Raw genomic sequence first — 16,847 nt, 5'->3', positions numbered from 1 at the left:
AATGTCGGATAGTCCAAAAACACTCTTGCTCGTCGATGGGTCGAGCTATTTGTATCGCGCGTATCACGCCCTGCCGGATCTGAGGAACGGGGAGGGTCTGCCCACAGGGGCAATCTACGGCATGATCAATATGCTGCGCAAGCTGCGCAACGATTTCCCGGCAGAGTATAGCGCTTGCGTGTTCGACGCCAAGGGTAAGACCTTCCGCGACGATCTTTATCCTGCCTACAAGGAGCATCGCCCGTCGATGCCCGAAGACCTGGCCAGGCAGATCGAGCCGATCCACGAGGCGGTGCGCGCGCTGGGCTGGCCGATCGTGGTGGTGGAGGGCGTGGAGGCCGACGATGTGATCGGCACGCTGGCCCGCCAGGCTACCGCCGAAGGCATGCGCACGGTGGTCTCCACCGGCGACAAGGACCTGGCCCAGCTGGTTGACGACCATGTCACCCTGGTCAACACCATGAGCGGCGAAGTGCTCGACCCGCCCGGCGTCGTGGCCAAGTTCGGCGTGCCGCCGGTACGTATCGTCGACTACCTCTCGCTGATCGGCGATGCGGTGGATAACGTGCCCGGCGTGCCCAAGGTCGGCCCCAAGACCGCGGTCAAATGGCTCACCGAATACGGCACGCTAGACGACATCATGGCCGGCGCCGCCGGCATCAAGGGCGTGGTGGGCGAGAACCTGCGCAATACGCTGGAGTGGCTGCCCAAGGCGCGCGAGCTGGTGACGGTCAAGACCGACTGCGACCTGAAGAGCTCGCTGGCCGATTTCCACCAGCTCCGGGAAAGCGGCGAGGACAAGGATAAGCTGATCGATTTCTTTGCGCGCTATGGTTTCAAGACCTGGCTGCGCGAGGCGACCGGAGAAAGCCTGCCGAACCCCCGTGCCCAGGCGCGCGCCACCGCGGCGCAGCCCGCTGCCGGCGGTACGGCGGCGGCAGAGGCGGGCCCGGCCCAGGGCGGTCTGTTCGACGACGCCCCGGCGCCCGCGCAGATCCGCTACGAAACCGTGGCGACCGAGGCTGCGCTGGAGGCCTGGATGCGGCGCATCGAAACCGCGCCGCTGGTGTCCATCGATACCGAGACCACCTCGCTGGACCCGATGCAGGCGCAACTCGTCGGCATCTCGCTGTCGATCGAGCCGGGCGAAGCCTGCTATATCCCGGTTGCCCACTGCGGCCCCGATGTGGTCGGCCTGGAGGCCAACGGCCAGCTCGGGCGCGAGGCCGTGCTGGAGCGCATGCGTGCCTGGCTGGAGGATCCGTCGCGCGCCAAGGTGGGCCAGAACCTGAAATACGACTCGCATGTTCTCGCCAACCACGGCGTGAATTTCCGTGGCATCGCGCATGACACCATGCTGCAGAGCTACGTGCTGGCGTCCCACCGCAATCACGGCATGGACAGCCTGGCCGAGCGTCTGCTCGGCCTCAAGACCATCAGCTACGAGGAAGTGTGCGGGAAGGGCGCCAGCCAGATCGGCTTCGACCAGATCGACATTGCGCGCGCCACCGAATACGCCGCCGAGGACGCCGACGTCACGCTGCGCCTGCATCGCAACATGTATCCGCAGGTGGAGGCCTTGCAGGGCGTGCGCTACGTCTACGAGCAGATCGAGATGCCGGTTTCCGTGGTGTTGCAGAAGATCGAGCGCAATGGCGTGCTGATCGATTCCGACCGCCTGGGCGCGCAGAGCGCGCAGCTCGGCCAGCGCATGCTGGAGCTGGAGCAAGCCGCCTACGAGGCCGCTGGCCAGCCCTTCAACCTTGGCTCGCCCAAGCAGATCGGCGAGATCCTGTTCGGCCAGATGAAGCTGCCGGTGGTCAAGAAGACCGCCAGCGGCGCGCCTTCCACCGACGAAGAAGTGCTGCAGAAGCTGGCCGAGGATTACCCGCTGCCCAAGCTGCTGCTGGACTACCGCGGCCTGGCCAAGCTCAAGTCCACCTATACCGACAAGCTGCCCAAGATGGTCAACCCGGCCACCGGGCGCGTGCATACGAGCTATGGGCAAACCACCGCGGTGACCGGCCGGCTGGCTTCGACCGAGCCCAACCTGCAGAACATCCCGGTGCGCACCGAGGAAGGCCGCCGCATCCGCGAGGCCTTTATCGCCGCCCCTGGCAACGTGATCGTGTCGGCCGACTATTCGCAGATCGAGCTGCGCATCATGGCCCATATCTCGGGCGACGAGAACCTGATGCGCTCGTTCGCCGAGGGCGAGGACGTGCACCGGGCCACCGCGGCCGAGATCTTCGGCGTCAGCACCGATGCGGTCAGCAGCGAGCAGCGCCGCTACGCCAAGGTCATCAATTTCGGCCTGATCTACGGCATGAGCGCGTTTGGCCTGGCCAGCAACCTCGGCATCGAGCGCGAGGCGGCCAAGCACTATATCGACCGTTATTTCATGCGCTACCCCGGCGTGGCGCGGTACATGGAAGAAACGCGGCAGACCGCGCGCGAGCAGGGCTTCGTCGAGACCGTGTTCGGCCGCCGCCTGTGGCTGCCGGACATCAATGGCGGCAACGGCCCGCGCCGCCAGGGCGCCGAGCGGGCTGCCATCAATGCGCCGATGCAGGGCACGGCCGCCGACCTGATCAAGCTGTCCATGATCGCCGTGCAGCACTGGCTGGAGCGCGACGGCCTGGGTACGCGCCAGGTGATGCAGGTACACGATGAACTGGTGCTGGAAGTACCGCAGGCCGAGCTGGAACTCGTCAAGGTGAAGCTGCCGGAGCTGATGTGCTCGGTGGCTGAGCTGCGCGTGCCGCTGGTGGCCGAGGTTGGTACCGGCAGCAACTGGGAGGAGGCTCACTAAACGCCCGGAGCGGCCATGGGGCCGCTCCGGGATTGCCCCCGTCCCGCTATTCCTGCATTCTGGTTCCGATTGAAGCGACTGCTGAATCGGTGATTGCCGTCTTGCCAGTCTTGCTGCTGTGCAGCAAACTGGCGGAAAGCCGGGGTCACTGGCTCGCGTCAGGCCCCGCAAAAGAATATCGACGACACTGGGTAGATCATGAGCACAGAGGGAAGGGCGCATCGCATCATCGTAGTCGGAGGAGGAGCAGGCGGTCTGGAACTGGTCACGCGGCTGGGCGACAAGCTCGGCAAGAGCGGGGCCGCGCAGGTGGTACTGGTGGACCGCTCCCCCACGCATATCTGGAAACCGCTGCTGCATGAAGTCGCCGCCGGCAGCATGGATCCCCACACCCATCAGCTGGAATACGTAGCGCAGGCGCGCTGGCACCATTTCGAGTTCCAGCAAGGCGAGCTGACCGGCATCGACCGCACCCGCAAGACCATCGCGGTGGCGGCCTGCGTCGACCTCGACGGCACGGAGCTGCTGCCCGCGCGCGAACTGCCCTACGACACCCTGGTACTGGCCATCGGCTGCGTGACGCATTTCTTCGGCGTGCCCGGCGCCGCGGACAACGCCATCGCGCTCGACACCGTGGACCAGGCGGAACGCTTCCGCCGCAAGCTGATCTCGGCCTGCGTGCGCGCCCAGAACGGACGCGGGCGCATCGGCGACGACGGCCGCCCGCGCGTGGATGTCGCCATCATCGGGGCCGGCGCCACCGGCGTCGAACTCTCGGCCGAGTTGCGCAATACCGCGCATGTGCTCAGCGCCTACGGGCTGCATCAGCTGGATCCGCGCCGCGACGTGCGCATCCACGTGATCGAGGCCGGCCCGCGCATCCTGCCCGCGCTTTCCGAGCGGGTTTCCACCGAGACCACCAAATTGCTGCACAAGCTCGACATCGAGGTCCTCACCGCCGAGCGCGTCACCGAGGTCACGGAGGATGCGGTGCTGACCGCCAGCGGCAAGCGCATCGATGCCGACCTGACGGTGTGGGCCGCCGGCATCACCGCGCCGCCGGTGCTCTCCACGCTTGGCCTGCCGGTGAGCCGGATGGGGCAGATCGTGGTCAAGCCCACCCTGCAAAGCGAAGCCGATCCCGATATCTTCGCCTTCGGCGATTGCGCCAGCTGCCCCTGGCCCGAGAAACAGGGCGCCGTGCCGCCGCGTGCCCAGGCCGCGCACCAGCAAGCCGTGTTCCTCTACAACGCGCTGCGCGCGCGGCTGGCCGGCAAGCCGCTGCCGTCGTTCGCCTTCAAGGATCTGGGGTCGCTGGTGTCGCTGGGGCACTTCAGCGCGGTCGGCAGCCTGATGGGCGGCCTGATCGGCGGCTCGATGTTCATCGAAGGCCTCATGGCTCGGGTGATGTACACCTCCTTGTATCGCATGCATGTCATGGCGCTGCACGGTGCCGTGGGCATGGGGCTGGATACCGTGACCCACTGGCTGCGCAGCAAGACCAGCCCGCGCGTCAAGCTGCACTAAGCTGAGCCGCATGAGCCGCAGTAGGGCGAGGTTCGCCCCTCTTGCCGGCCGCGTGCGCTGAACTCCATGTTTGCTTAGAATCGGACTCCCGGCGCTGCCAGTCAATACTGGCAGCGCCGCCCCATGTCTTGCCCACCCAGATTCGCCATCCAAGCCAAACAGGAGACCGCATGCTGAAGCCAGAAGTGGAAAGTCTCGTACCCGGCCAGTCCTATGACCGCCGCGCCTTCGTCAAGACAGCGCTGGGCTCGGCATTTGCCGCGGCCGCCATGCCCGTGATGGCGCAGGCCATCAAGACCGATTTCGCCGGCCTCACCGCCGGCGAGGTCACCATTGCCTCGGGCGGCTTCAATATGCCGGCCTATCGCGCCCAGCCGGAGGGCAAGACCAACCTGCCGGTGATACTGGTGGTGAGCGAGATCTTCGGCGTGCACGAACATATCGCCGATATCTGCCGGCGCTTCGCCAAGCTGGGCTACCTCGCCATCGCGCCGGAGCTGTTCGCGCGCCAGGGCGATCCCAGCAGCTTCGGCACCATCCAGGAACTGCAGTCCAAGCTGATCTCCAAGGTACCGGATGAGCAGGTCATGGGCGATCTCGACGCAGCGGTGGCCTGGGCCAAGGCCAACGGCGGCAATGCCAGCAGACTGGCCATCACCGGTTTTTGCTGGGGCGGACGCATCACCTGGCTGTACGCCGCGCATAGTCAGCAGGTCAAGGCGGGCGTGGCCTGGTATGGCCAGCTGGTGGGCGAGCCGACCCCGGTCAAGCCCAGGAATCCGATCGACCTGGCCGGCCAGCTCAAGGTGCCGGTGCTGGGCCTCTATGGCGGCAAGGACACCGGCATCACGCAGGAACAGGTTGAGAAAATGAAGGCGGCGCTGGCGGCATCGAACGACCCCTTTGCCAAGGCTTCCACCTTCGTGGTCTATCCGGAATCCGGCCATGCCTTCAATGCCGACTACCGGCCCAGCTACCGGGAAGCCGACGCCAAGGATGGCTGGCAGCGCTGCCTGGCGTGGTTCAAGCAACACGGCGTGTAGGGCAGTGCGATAGTTTGCGTTGAATCCTGGCGCCGGCGGAGCGAGCGGCAAATACGGCTTGTGCCGCAGGATTTGCAAAGTCGGCGCCAATCTACGTACAATGCGGGCTTCGTTTCTTGCAACAGTGTTGCGTCTAAGGTCGGTGCCGCTTCTGTTGAGCGGATAGCCGGTCCCGGGAGCCCATCATCCATTCCACGCTTGTCTACATCCTGCTTGCCGCCACCATCTCGGGGGTGGGCAGTATCCTGGGGGCGGCGTTGCTGTCGCTGACGGTAGCCTCGCGCGCGGTCGAGCGCATGGTGAGCTTCTCGGTAGGCGTGCTGCTGGCCACGGCCTTGCTGCATTCCCTGCCGGAGGCCTTCGAATCGGGCGCCGATCCGCGTGCCTTGTTCGGCACCCTGCTGGCTGGCCTGCTCGGCTTCTTCCTGCTGGAGAAGGTCGCGCTGCTACGCCACTCGCACCATCACGAAGGCGACGGGCACCACCACCATCACGGCCACGACCGCGAGGAAGCCGGCCGCAGCGGCATGGCCATCCTGGTGGGCGATACCTTCCACAACTTTGCCGACGGCATCGTGATCGCCGCCGCCTTCCTGGCCGATCCGCATATCGGCCTGGTCACCGCGCTGGCCATCGCCGCCCACGAGATCCCGCAGGAAGTGGGCGATTTCATCGTGCTGCTCAACGCGGGGTTCTCCAAGTCACGCGCCTTTGCCTTCAACCTGCTGTCCAGCCTGGCGGCCATCGCCGGCGGCGTGGTGGGCTATTTCCTGCTCGACCAGATGAGCGGCTGGATTCCCTTCGTGCTGGTGATTGCATCGAGCAGCTTCGTCTATATCGCCGTCAGCGACCTGATGCCGCAGATGCAGCGCAAGCCGCGCTGGCGCGAGTCGATCATCCAGGTAGTGCTGGTGGCCACCGGGATTTGCGCGATTTTCTTCATCACCAATGGCGTGCATGAGGCGCATGGCCATGCCCCTGCGCACGGCGTGGCGGCTCCCGCCAGATAAGGAAGCCTGGGCGGCGCGAGCCGCCCGCGTTCAGGCGCCGTTCGCCACCGGCCGCGCCGGGTCGGCGCACCACTCGCTCCAGGAGCCCGGATAGAGCGCGGCGCCCGGCAGGCCCGCCACCTCCAGCGCCAGCAGGTTGTGGCAGGCGGTCACCCCCGAGCCGCATTGCATGACTGCCTCGCTGGCCGACGTGCCGCCCAGCACCTCGCCGAACTCCTGCTTCAGCGTGGCGGCCGGCTTGAAGCTGCCATTGCCTTCCAGGTTGTCCTTGAAGAAGCGGTTGACCGCGCCAGGGATATGCCCGCCGACGGGGTCGAGCGTTTCGTTCTCGCCGCGGAAACGGTCCGCCGCGCGGGCATCCACCACCAGCCGCGTCGGGTTTGCCAGGTTCGCCAGCACCGCGTCGGCATCCACCGTGGGCACCAGCGAGGCTTTGCGCATCAGGTTGCCGGGCGTTTCGGGGTCCGGCGTATTGCCGGCCTCGAGCGGCAGGCCGGCCGCCACCCATGCATTCTTGCCGCCATCCAGCACCGCCACCGCGCCGTGGCCTAGCCAGCGCAGCAGCCACCAGGCGCGTGCCGCATACATGCCGCCCTGCGCATCGTAGGCGATGACCTGGCTGTCTTCATTCACGCCAAGCGCGCGCAGGCGCGCGGCCAGCGTATTGCGATCGGGCAAGGGGTGGCGGCCGTTGCTGCCCGTCTTCTCGCCGGACAATTCGTTGTCCAGGTGCAGGTAGAAGGCGCCCGGCAGGTGGCCCACATGGTAGGCATCGCGTCCGGCGGCGGGGTTGGCCAGGTCGAAGCTGCAGTCAATCACGACGCTGTGGCGGCTGCTGTCTTCGTGCAGCGCGCGCAGGTCCTGGCTGGAGATCAGGGTGGTGAACATGGCATAACCTTGGGTTGGGAGGGCTGTGCGGCATCGGCGGGTGAGCACCGTTCGCCACCTTCGATGCTACACCTCGGGGTGCACTTCCGCCTCGGGGGACTTGACCGGGGTATCGGCGGTCGGTTGCTTGTTGGAGCTTTCGCGGGCCCGGGTCAGGGTGGTGGCGATGCCGCTGGCGATGATCAGCGCCATGCCCACCCAGGACAGCCAGTTGAGCTGGTCGCGCCAGATGATCATGCCCCAGAAGCTGGAGAACACAATGCCGGCGTATTGCAGGTTGGCGGTGAGCAGCGTGTTGCCGCGCTTGTAGGCGCGCGTCATCGCGGTCTGCCCGAGCGTGGCAAGGATGCCGATGGCCAGCAGCAGGCCCGCCCCATGCCAGGTGTGGGCGCTTGGGCCGGTGAGCAGCATCCAGGCCAGGCCCACCATCATCCCGACTGCCGAGAAATAGAACACGATGCGGCCTTCGGGCTCGCCCAGCTGGCCGAGCTGGCGCACCTCGACATAGGCCAGCGCGGTGAAGATGCCGGAGATAAGGCCGATCAGGCCGCCGGTGAGCTGGTTGTGGCCGACGGAAGGCTGCAGCAGGCACAACACGCCGGCGAACGACATCAGGATGGCGCCGATCAGCTTGCGGTCTGCGCCGCCGGTGCCCGCCAGCGCGGCGCCGGCGCCCAGGATCAGCGCGATCCAGACCGGCGACATGTAGTTCAGGGTCATCGCCGTGGCCAGGGGCAGCATGGTGATCGAGGTGAACCACAGCAGCAGGGCGGTCACGCCGAACAGGCTGCGCTTGATGTGCATGGCCATATGCGGCGTGCGTACCGAGGTACCCGACGAAGCCAGCACCGTCCACATGATGATCACGCCGATCAGGCTACGGTAGAACACGATCTCGCCGGTGGCATAGAACTCGGACGCCAGCTTGACGCCTACCCCCATCAACGAAAAGGCGAAGGCGGCGAACAGCATCCAGAGCGATTGCATGGCGGGGCGAAAGGAAGAATGAACAGCGCGCGAGCCGCGCCGGGTGATGGACAAACAGGGCGGCATCGCGAAAGGCTTCGCGCGAAGCGAATGGCCGGTGCAAGGGGCGGCGAGGCGCCGGGCGCACACCGGAAGCGGCGATTGTAGCAGCGCGAGTGCACCGCACCAAACGCAAAACGGACCGCCTGGGCGGTCCGTTTTGTTCGCCGCGGTGCCTGTGCGGCCCGCAAGGCCTTGTCCCGCCGGTCAGCCGGTAAAGGACATGGCGCGGCGATACCATTCATGAAAGTGCTGCATACCGTCTTCCATCGGCGACTGGTAAGGGCCTGTCTCGCTGACGCCACGCTTTGCCAGTGCGCGGCGCCCGGCGTCCATGCGCTCGGCGATCTCGTCGTCCTCGATGCAGGTTTCCATATACGCTGCGCGCTCTGCCTCGACGAACTCGCGCTCGAACAGCACGATTTCCTCGGGGTAGTAGAACTCCACCACATTGCGCGTCTTGTTCGGCCCGAGCGGGTGCAGGGTCGATATCACCAGCACGTTTGGGTACCACTCCACCATGATGTTGGGGTAGTAAGTGAGCCAGATCGCGCCGTACTTTGGCAGCACGCCGTTGTTGAAGCGCAGGACAGCCTCATGCCACTTCTGGTACGTGGGGCTGCCGGGGCGCTTGAGGCCGGCATGCAGTCCCACCGTCTGGACGCTGTGCCAGTCGCCGAACTCCCAGCTCAGGTCGTCGCAGGAGACAAAGCTGCCCAGGCCCGGGTGGAACGGTACGACGTGGTAGTCCTCCAGATAGACCTCGATGAAGGTCTTCCAGTTGTAGTTGCACTCGTGGATCTCGACGTGGTCGAGCAGGTAGCCGTCGAAGTTCAGGTCCTCGGCCACGCCCAGGCGCGCCAGGTCGGCCCGCACATCGCGCTCGCCCTCGAACAGCAGGCCGTTCCAGTTTTGCAGCGGCGAGCGTTTCAGGTGGACGCACGGCTGCTCGGCGAAATGCGGTGCGCCGAGCAGTTCGCCCTTCAGGTCGTAGGTCCAGCGGTGCAAGGGGCAGACAATGTTTTTCGCATTGCCGCGGCCGTTGAGCATGATGGCCTGCCGGTGGCGGCAGACGTTGGACATGAGCTCGATCCCGTCGGCATTGCGTACCAGGATGCGGCCCTCGTCCTCTGCCGCGAGCGCGTGATAATCGCCCGGCTCGGGGATCATCAGTTCATGGCCGACATAGCCAGGGCCCTTCTTGAACAGCAGTTCCAGTTCTTGTTGGTGCAGTGCCTCGTCGGTGTAGACGTTGACGGGCAGTTGCGTATCAGCCGGCACCAGTTTCAGCGCGGTGCTGAGATTGGACATTATCCCCACTCCCTATGACAGGCGAAAGCAGTGAACAACCCAACCATCGAAAAGAAATCGATATGGGAAAGACAGTCAGCCGCGCCCTGGTCCGCTTCCGGGCCAGTGGATTTAGTTCGCGCTGACGAACCGCGGATTGTACCCGAGGCAAAAAGTTAAGGGACTGATTTTTTTGCCTTTTTAGCGAAAAAGTCGACCCGGGTCGTCATGGAGGTGCCGTTCGGGGCGCATTCGGAAAGACGACCCAAGCGCACAAGTCACTTTCGGGCAACGGCCTGAGGGGCACCCCTATGCAAGGGATGCGGGCATCGCCTCGCTTTGGCGTAAAATCCCAGCTTCCCCAGATTCCATGTCCGCAATGCCAAAGACAACGAGCTCCCCGGCCCAGACCGATCCGGCCGCAACCGACCAGCGGTCCGCCTCCGCGCCGCCCGCCTCCTACGAAGCCGCCATGGCCGAACTGGAGGGGCTGGTAGCCAGCATGGAAGGTGGCGCATTGCCGCTGGAAGATTCGCTGGCGGCGTACAAGCGCGGGGCTGAACTGGTCCGGTACTGCCAGCAGATGCTCGAGCGCGTGGAGCAGCAGGTCAAGGTGCTGGAGGGCGACGTCCTCAAGCCCATGCCCGCCGAAGCCGGCATCCAGGGAGACGCGGAATGAGCGACTCTCGCCAGAATGTGGAAGCCGGCGATTTCGCCGCCTGGATGCGCGCCCAGGGCGCCAGGACCGAGGCCGCGCTCGATGCCGCGTTGCCCACGATTACAACAGTGCCTTGCACGCTGCACGAAGCCATGCGGTATGCTGTGCTCGGCGGCGGCAAGCGTGTACGCCCGTTGTTGGTGCATGCGGCCGGCGAAGTGGCTGGCGCGGCGCCCGAGGCCTGCGACGCGGCCGCCAGCGCGGTGGAGATGATCCACGCGTACTCGCTGGTGCACGACGATATGCCCTGCATGGACGATGACGATTTGCGTCGTGGCCGTCCTACCGTGCACAAGGCCTATGATGAAGCGACGGCGCTGCTGGTGGGCGACGCGCTACAGACGCAGGCATTTGTGGTGCTGGCCGAGTCGGCGTCGCTTGCCTCGCTGGACGCCGCCGCGCGCTTGCGCCTCGTGGCCGAGCTGGCCCGGGCCTCGGGCTCGGTAGGCATGGCGGGCGGGCAGGCAATCGACCTGCAGCATGTCGGCCTGGCGATGTCGCTGGGCGAACTCGAGGCAATGCACCGCATGAAGACCGGTGCCTTGTTGCGGGCCAGCGTGCGGATGGGCGCCTATTGCGGGACGGTGGACGAGGCAGGCATGGCCGCGCTCGACCGCTATGCCGCGGCCGTGGGCCTGGCGTTCCAGGTGGTGGACGATATCCTTGACGTGACCGCGGATACCGCCACGCTGGGCAAGACCGCCGGCAAGGACGCGGCCCATGACAAGCCGACCTATGTGTCGCTGATGGGGCTCGAGCCTGCCCGCCAACTGGCCGAGCAGCTCCGGACCACGGCGCACGAGGCGCTGGCAGGCTTCGGCGCGCGCGCCGGACGCCTGGCCGAACTGGCCGATCTCATCGTGCTGCGCTCGAATTGAGCGCGAACTGAATTGACAAGCAGGAAAACCGACAACCGGGCACAAGAATCCGGCCGCCGAACGGACATCATGACCTACGCACTGCTCAAAACTATTGACGACCCCGCAGCCCTCCGCCGGCTGGACCGCCGCCAGCTCAAGACGTTGGCCGACGAACTCCGCGCCTACGTGCTCGAATCGGTGTCGCAAACCGGCGGCCACTTGTCGTCCAACCTTGGCACAGTCGAACTGACCATCGCGCTGCACTACGTCTTCCATACACCGGACGACCGCGTGGTATGGGACGTCGGCCACCAAAGCTATCCGCACAAGATCCTGACCGGGCGCCGCGACCGCATGCACTCGCTGCGCCAGTGGGGCGGCATCTCGGGTTTCCCGCGCCGCAGCGAAAGCGAATACGACACCTTCGGCACCGCGCATTCCTCCACGTCCATCTCGGCCGCGCTGGGCATGGCGCTGGGCGCCCGCACGCTGGGCGAGAAGCGCGTCTCCATCGCCGTGATCGGTGATGGCGCGATGACCGCCGGCATGGCCTTCGAGGCCATGAACAACGCCGGCGTCTACAAGGACCTGCCGCTGCTGGTGGTGCTCAACGATAACGACATGTCAATCTCGCCGCCGGTCGGCGCCCTCAACAACCACCTGGCTCGGCTGATGAGCGGCAAGTTCTACGCCGCCACCAAGAAGGGCATCGAACGGGTGCTGTCGGTGGCCCCGCCGGTGCTCGAGTTCGCCAAGCGCTTCGAGGAACATGCCAAGGGCATGGTGGTGCCGGCCACGCTGTTCGAGGAATTCGGCTTCAACTACATCGGCCCGATCGATGGCCACGACCTCGAGTCGCTGGTGCCGACGCTGCAGAACATCCGCCAGCGCGCCCTCGAGGGCGGCGGCCCGCAGTTCCTGCACGTGGTCACCAAGAAAGGGCAGGGCTACAAGCTGGCGGAAGCCGACCCGATCCTGTACCACGGTCCCGGCAAGTTCAACCCGGCGGAAGGCATCCGTCCGTCGTCCAAGCCGGCGCGCAAGACCTATACCCAGGTGTTCGGCGATTGGCTGTGCGACATGGCTGCTGCCGATCCCAAGCTGGTGGGCGTGACGCCGGCCATGCGCGAAGGCTCGGGCATGGTGGAGTTCGAAAAGCGTTTCCCGAATCGTTACTACGATGTGGGCATCGCCGAGCAGCACGCCGTGACGTTCGCGGGCGGCCTGGCTTGCGAAGGCCTCAAGCCGGTGCTGGCGATCTACTCCACCTTCCTGCAGCGCGGCTATGACCAGCTGATCCACGACGTGGCGCTGCAGAACCTGCCGGTGGTGTTCGCGCTCGACCGTGCGGGCCTGGTGGGCGCCGATGGCGCCACCCACGCCGGCGCATACGACATCGCCTTCCTGCGCTGCATCCCCAATATGATGGTGATGACGCCGGCCGACGAGAACGAATGCCGCCAGTTGCTGACCACGGCCTTCCAGCAGGACTGCCCGACCGCCGTGCGCTATCCGCGCGGCGCCGGCGCTGGCGTGGCGACCGAGGCCGCGCTCACCGCGCTGCCGGTCGGCAAGGGCGAAATGCGCCGTACCGGCGGCGCGCGCGCCGGCCAGCGCGTGGCCTTCCTGGCGTTCGGCTCGATGCTGCACCCGGCGCTGGGCGCAGCCGAGGCGCTCGATGCTTCGGTGGCCAACATGCGCTTCGTCAAGCCGCTCGACGAAGAACTGGTGAAGAAGCTGGCGGACGAGCACGACTATCTCGTCACCGTCGAAGAAGGCTGTGTGATGGGTGGCGCGGGCAGCGCGGTGCTTGAAGCGCTGGCCGCCGCCGGCATCGCCGTGCCGGTGCTGCAGCTTGGCCTGCCCGACCGCTTCGTCGACCATGGCGATCCGGCCTTCCTGCTGTCGCAATGCGGGCTCGACGCCAAGGGCATCGAGCACTCCGTGCGCGAGCGTTTCAAGCTGACCCAGGCGGCGGTCGCCACGCGCGCGGCCTGATCCGTCCCAGTGCCGGCGCGCCCGCTGCAGGCGGGCGCGCCGGCAATCTTCGCGTTTCGTCATCGTACGACTGTCGTTCTGCCGCTATCACCGCATGGTTCGTGCGGGTATCGCCCGTTCATGGGCAGCACCAGGCAATTTCCCTTAGAATCGCAAGTTCTGTGTTCGCAGCTGCGGGAAGGCATCCCTTGCCCTCGCCCGCGGTTTCACACTCGTTGCGCGGCAAGGTTGACTGCGAAAAATGCCGCGACCGTAGAGGAAACCTGACCAATATGAATGACATCAATCCCGCCTTTGTGATGCCCGACGTGCAGTCGAGCCTCGATACCCGCCAGATCCCGATCCAGCGGGTGGGCGTGAAGGGCGTGCGTTATCCCCTGTCGCTGAAGACGCCTGCCGGCGTGCTGGCCACGGTAGGCACCTTCAACCTCGACGTGCACCTGCCTGCCGACCAGAAAGGCACGCATATGTCGCGCTTCGTCGCCTTGCTCGAGGAAGAACGCGAGCCGCTCGAACTGGCGACCTTCCGTTCGCTGCTGGACAAGATGCTGGTCAAGCTGGAGGCCGAGGCCGGGCGCATCGAAGTCACCTTCCCCTATTTCATCAACAAGATCGCGCCGGTGTCGGGCGTGCAATCGTTGATGGACTACGAAGTCACGCTGATCGGTGAAGTGCGCGGCGACGCCACCAAGGTCTTCCTGAAGGCCCTGGTGCCGGTCACGAGCCTGTGCCCGTGCTCGAAGAAGATTTCGCAGTACGGCGCGCACAACCAGCGCTCGCATATCACCATGAATGTCGAACTGGCGGGCGACCTGCCCGTGGAGGCGCTGGTGCGCATGGCCGAGGAAGAAGCCTCGTGCGAGTTGTGGGGCCTGCTCAAGCGTCCGGACGAGAAGTTCGTCACCGAGCGCGCTTACGAGAATCCCAAGTTCGTCGAGGACCTGGTGCGCGACATCGCCATGCGCCTGAATGCGGACGATCGCATCGTGGCGTATGTGCTGGAGGCCGAGAATTTCGAGTCCATCCACAACCACAGCGCTTATGCCGTGATCGAGCGCGACAAGCGCGCGGTGCGGTAAGCCGGCACGTCAGCCAACAAGAAAGCCACCGCGAAGGTGGCTTTTTTGTTGGCTTTGCGGCAGAAGACTAGCGTGCCGGCAGGCGAATATCCGACAGTTCCCAGCGCGGCGTCACGCCGTAGCCGTAGCTGTGCTGCGCCAGTTCGGGCGCGGCCTGCAGCCGCATCGCGCCGGCAAAGGCGATCATGGCCCCGTTGTCGGTACAGAAGGCCAGGTCCGGATAGTAGACCTGGATCTTCTTCTGCGCGCCAAGCTGATCCAGGCGCTCGCGCAACTGCCGGTTGGCGCCCACGCCGCCGGCCACCACCAGCCGGCGATGCCCGGTCTGCTTGAGCGCGGCCATGGACTTGGCCGCCAGCACGTCGACGATGGCGTCGACAAAGGAGCGCGCCAGGTTGGCCCGGTCCTGCTCGCACACATTGCCCAGCTTGCGGGTTTGCGTCAGCACCGCCGTCTTGAGGCCGGCGAAGGAAAAATCGAGATTGCCCGAATGCAGCATCGGGCGGGGCAGGGCATACGCGCCGGGCGTGCCGAACTCGGCCAGCCGCGATACCTCGGGGCCGCCCGGGTAGCTCAGGCCCAGCAGCTTGGCGGTCTTGTCGAAGGCCTCGCCGGCGGCATCGTCCAGCGTCTCGCCCAGCAAGGCGTAGTCGCCGATGCCGCGCACTTCCATCAACTGCGTGTGCCCGCCGGAAACCAGCAGGGCCACGAAGGGGAACGGCGGCGGATCGCGCGTCAGCAGCGGCGACAGCAAGTGGCCCTCGAGGTGGTGCACGCCCAGCATCGGCACGTTCAGGGCAAAGCCCAGGGCGTTGGCCACCGACGCGCCCACCAGCAATGCGCCGGCCAGGCCGGGCCCTTGGGTGAAGGCGATCGCATCGATGTCCTTGCGGGTGCGGCCGGCTTCGTCGAGTATCTGCTGCAGCAGTGGCAGCACGCGGCGGATGTGGTCGCGCGAGGCGAGTTCAGGCACGACGCCGCCGTAGTCGCGATGCATGGCGATCTGCGAATGCAGGGCATGGGCGAGCAGTCCGGCCTCGGTGTCATAGAGGGCGAGGCCGGTTTCGTCGCAGGAAGATTCGATGCCAAGGACAAGCATGGGGGAAGCTAAGGCCGGTACCAAAGGAAGCCGGCAAATCAAGGGGTTGGCACGGGCGGCGGACCATCGGACCGGCAGCCTAGCGTGAGGCCAGCAGGGTAGCACAGCGGCGATTGCCCTGCTTTTCGCTACAATCGCCGCTTCTTCAGCGGGCATTCAGTAGGCAAGAAAAACATGGGCAGCAAGCAGACCGCACAGACCGGCCACGCTGGCGCGCGCGCAGGGCGCTTCGATGTGGCGGTGCTTGGCGCCGGGGCCGCCGGCATGATGTGCGCCGCCGTGGCGGGCCAGGGCGGCGCCAGCGTGGTGCTGATCGACCATGCCACGAAGCTGGCAGAGAAAATCCGCATTTCGGGCGGCGGGCGCTGCAATTTCACCAATCTGCAGGCCGGGCCGGCCAATTACCTGTCTGGTAATCCGCACTTCTGCCGTTCGGCGCTGGCGCGCTATACACCACAGGATTTCCTCGACCTGATGCGGCGCCATGAGATCGACTGGCACGAGAAGCACCGCGGCCAGCTCTTCTGCAACGATAGCGCCGAGCAGGTGATCGAGATGCTGCGCGCCGAATGCGGCGCGGGCGGCGTGCACTGGCGCACCGGCTGCAGCGTGGACGAGGTCAGGCGCGAAGGCGACGATTTCCTGCTGATGACGGCGAATGGGCCAATCCGCGCCGGTGCGCTGGTGGTGGCCACCGGAGGGCTTTCCATTCCCAAGATCGGCGCCACCGACCTGGGCTACCGCATCGCCCGCCAGTTCGGCCTGGGCGTGGTCGAGACGCGCCCGGCGCTGGTGCCGCTCACCTTCGACGGGCAGGGCTGGGCGCCATTCGTGCCGCTGGCCGGCGTATCGATGGAGGTCGATATCGCTACGGGCGGCGGCAAGATGGCTGGCGCCTTCCGTGAGGACTTGCTGTGGACCCATCGCGGTTTGTCCGGTCCCGCCGTGCTGCAGATTTCCAGCTTCTGGCGGCCGGGCACGCCCATCGCCATCGACCTGTTCGACGGCAACGACGCAAGTGAGTGGCTGCTTGCGCAAAAGGGCAGCAGCCGCAAGCACCTAGCCAACCTGCTGGCCGAACGCCTGCCGGCCCGCCTGGCCGATGCCTGGTGCGCCGCTGCCGGCCTGAACGGCGCGCAGCCCCTGCATGATATGCCGGACAAGGCACTGCGCCGGCTCGGGGCCGCGCTGAATAGCTGGGAGTTGATCCCGGCGGGGACCGAGGGCTATCGCAAGGCCGAGGTCACGCTCGGCGGGGTGGATACCCGGGCTCTGTCATCGGCCACGATGATGGCCCGGACGGTGCCCAACCTGTACTTCATCGGCGAGGTGGTCGATGTGACCGGCTGGCTGGGTGGCTACAACTTCCAGTGGGCCTGGGCATCGGGCGTGGCTGCCGGCCAGGCCGTTGCGGAAAACGCACGCACCGCGACGGCGGGAGTGGCCTAGGCGGCACGGCGGAAAATTTACGCCACACGGGCTTGACAGTGTGTGTGC

General features: G+C 66.1%; 13 protein-coding genes. 9 read left to right on the top strand and 4 right to left on the bottom strand.

Going from position 1 to position 16,847, the window contains the following annotated elements; translation table 11 throughout:
• Position 1 precedes the first annotated feature (1 nt).
• From polA to ACZY0R_RS31065, 4 genes are all read left to right on the top strand, one after another.
• Complete coding sequence (gene polA / locus ACZY0R_RS31080; RefSeq protein ID WP_488863815.1) at positions 2–2,812, top strand: DNA polymerase I; 2,811 nt, start codon at positions 2–4, stop codon at positions 2,810–2,812.
• Positions 2,813–3,010: 198 nt separating this feature from the next.
• Complete coding sequence (locus tag ACZY0R_RS31075) at positions 3,011–4,339, top strand: NAD(P)/FAD-dependent oxidoreductase (protein WP_045239544.1); 1,329 nt, start codon at positions 3,011–3,013, stop codon at positions 4,337–4,339.
• A 170-nt stretch (positions 4,340–4,509) separates the two neighbouring features.
• A complete protein-coding gene (locus ACZY0R_RS31070; RefSeq protein ID WP_488863812.1) occupies positions 4,510–5,382 on the top strand; it encodes a dienelactone hydrolase family protein in 873 nt (290 codons plus the stop codon).
• A gap of 182 nt (positions 5,383–5,564) precedes the next feature.
• Positions 5,565–6,392, top strand: a complete 828-nt coding sequence (locus tag ACZY0R_RS31065) for a ZIP family metal transporter (RefSeq protein WP_488866274.1) — start codon at positions 5,565–5,567, stop codon at positions 6,390–6,392.
• Between the two features lie 30 nt (positions 6,393–6,422).
• Here ACZY0R_RS31065 and ACZY0R_RS31060 read toward each other — a convergent pair whose 3' ends face one another.
• The 3 genes from ACZY0R_RS31060 to ACZY0R_RS31050 form a co-directional block, all read right to left on the bottom strand.
• Positions 6,423–7,280 carry a sulfurtransferase gene (locus ACZY0R_RS31060; RefSeq protein WP_488863810.1) on the bottom strand — a complete coding sequence of 286 codons (858 nt, stop codon included), beginning with the start codon at positions 7,278–7,280 and terminating at the stop codon, positions 6,423–6,425.
• 66 nt (positions 7,281–7,346) lie between these two features.
• The gene (locus ACZY0R_RS31055) at positions 7,347–8,267 is read right to left on the bottom strand and encodes a DMT family transporter (protein ID WP_488863808.1); all 921 of its coding nucleotides are present in this window, start codon (positions 8,265–8,267) and stop codon (positions 7,347–7,349) included.
• 246 nt (positions 8,268–8,513) lie between these two features.
• Positions 8,514–9,617 (bottom strand): aromatic ring-hydroxylating oxygenase subunit alpha, encoded by a 1,104-nt coding sequence (locus tag ACZY0R_RS31050; RefSeq protein WP_045239549.1) that lies wholly within the window; start codon positions 9,615–9,617, stop codon positions 8,514–8,516.
• Positions 9,618–9,975: 358 nt separating this feature from the next.
• On the opposite strand from ACZY0R_RS31050, the gene ACZY0R_RS31045 reads away from it, so the two are divergent.
• The 4 genes from ACZY0R_RS31045 (at position 9,976) to folE2 (ending at position 14,251) form a co-directional block, all read left to right on the top strand.
• On the top strand, positions 9,976–10,275 hold the full coding sequence (locus ACZY0R_RS31045; RefSeq protein WP_035866429.1) for an exodeoxyribonuclease VII small subunit: 300 nt from the start codon (positions 9,976–9,978) through the stop codon (positions 10,273–10,275).
• Positions 10,272–11,192, top strand: coding sequence for a polyprenyl synthetase family protein (locus ACZY0R_RS31040; RefSeq protein WP_488863806.1), 921 nt, complete (start codon positions 10,272–10,274; stop codon positions 11,190–11,192). The genes ACZY0R_RS31045 and ACZY0R_RS31040 overlap by 4 nt, the downstream gene beginning before the upstream one ends.
• 69 nt (positions 11,193–11,261) lie before the next feature.
• A complete protein-coding gene (gene dxs, locus ACZY0R_RS31035; protein ID WP_488863804.1) occupies positions 11,262–13,172 on the top strand; it encodes a 1-deoxy-D-xylulose-5-phosphate synthase in 1,911 nt (636 codons plus the stop codon).
• 272 nt (positions 13,173–13,444) lie between these two features.
• Positions 13,445–14,251, top strand: a complete 807-nt coding sequence (gene folE2, locus ACZY0R_RS31030; RefSeq protein ID WP_488863802.1) for a GTP cyclohydrolase FolE2 — start codon at positions 13,445–13,447, stop codon at positions 14,249–14,251.
• Positions 14,252–14,318: 67 nt separating this feature from the next.
• Here folE2 and tsaD read toward each other — a convergent pair whose 3' ends face one another.
• Complete coding sequence (gene tsaD, locus ACZY0R_RS31025; RefSeq protein ID WP_045239552.1) at positions 14,319–15,350, bottom strand: tRNA (adenosine(37)-N6)-threonylcarbamoyltransferase complex transferase subunit TsaD; 1,032 nt, start codon at positions 15,348–15,350, stop codon at positions 14,319–14,321.
• Between the two features lie 174 nt (positions 15,351–15,524).
• Here tsaD and ACZY0R_RS31020 point away from each other — a divergent pair, with 174 nt between their 5' ends.
• Positions 15,525–16,799 (top strand): BaiN/RdsA family NAD(P)/FAD-dependent oxidoreductase, encoded by a 1,275-nt coding sequence (locus tag ACZY0R_RS31020; RefSeq protein ID WP_488863799.1) that lies wholly within the window; start codon positions 15,525–15,527, stop codon positions 16,797–16,799.
• Positions 16,800–16,847 lie beyond the last annotated feature (48 nt).

This window comes from Cupriavidus sp. F041, from assembly GCF_057814235.1.
Note: the sequence above shows the minus strand (reverse complement) of the source record. Positions and strands in the feature narration are given on the sequence as shown.

What these genes read in the sequence shown, in the direction of transcription:
- folE2 (WP_488863802.1), top strand. Translation starts at nt 13,445, where the DNA reads ATGAATGACATCAATCCCGCCTTTGTGATGCCCGACGTGCAGTCGAGC.
- ACZY0R_RS31045 (WP_035866429.1), top strand. Translation starts at nt 9,976, where the DNA reads ATGCCAAAGACAACGAGCTCCCCGGCCCAGACCGATCCGGCCGCAACC.
- ACZY0R_RS31075 (WP_045239544.1), top strand. Translation starts at nt 3,011, where the DNA reads ATGAGCACAGAGGGAAGGGCGCATCGCATCATCGTAGTCGGAGGAGGA.
- dxs (WP_488863804.1), top strand. Translation starts at nt 11,262, where the DNA reads ATGACCTACGCACTGCTCAAAACTATTGACGACCCCGCAGCCCTCCGC.
- ACZY0R_RS31060 (WP_488863810.1), bottom strand. Translation starts at nt 7,280, where the DNA reads ATGTTCACCACCCTGATCTCCAGCCAGGACCTGCGCGCGCTGCACGAA.
- tsaD (WP_045239552.1), bottom strand. Translation starts at nt 15,350, where the DNA reads ATGCTTGTCCTTGGCATCGAATCTTCCTGCGACGAAACCGGCCTCGCC.
- ACZY0R_RS31040 (WP_488863806.1), top strand. Translation starts at nt 10,272, where the DNA reads ATGAGCGACTCTCGCCAGAATGTGGAAGCCGGCGATTTCGCCGCCTGG.
- ACZY0R_RS31070 (WP_488863812.1), top strand. Translation starts at nt 4,510, where the DNA reads ATGCTGAAGCCAGAAGTGGAAAGTCTCGTACCCGGCCAGTCCTATGAC.
- ACZY0R_RS31055 (WP_488863808.1), bottom strand. Translation starts at nt 8,267, where the DNA reads ATGCAATCGCTCTGGATGCTGTTCGCCGCCTTCGCCTTTTCGTTGATG.
- ACZY0R_RS31050 (WP_045239549.1), bottom strand. Translation starts at nt 9,617, where the DNA reads ATGTCCAATCTCAGCACCGCGCTGAAACTGGTGCCGGCTGATACGCAA.
- polA (WP_488863815.1), top strand. Translation starts at nt 2, where the DNA reads ATGTCGGATAGTCCAAAAACACTCTTGCTCGTCGATGGGTCGAGCTAT.
- ACZY0R_RS31020 (WP_488863799.1), top strand. Translation starts at nt 15,525, where the DNA reads ATGGGCAGCAAGCAGACCGCACAGACCGGCCACGCTGGCGCGCGCGCA.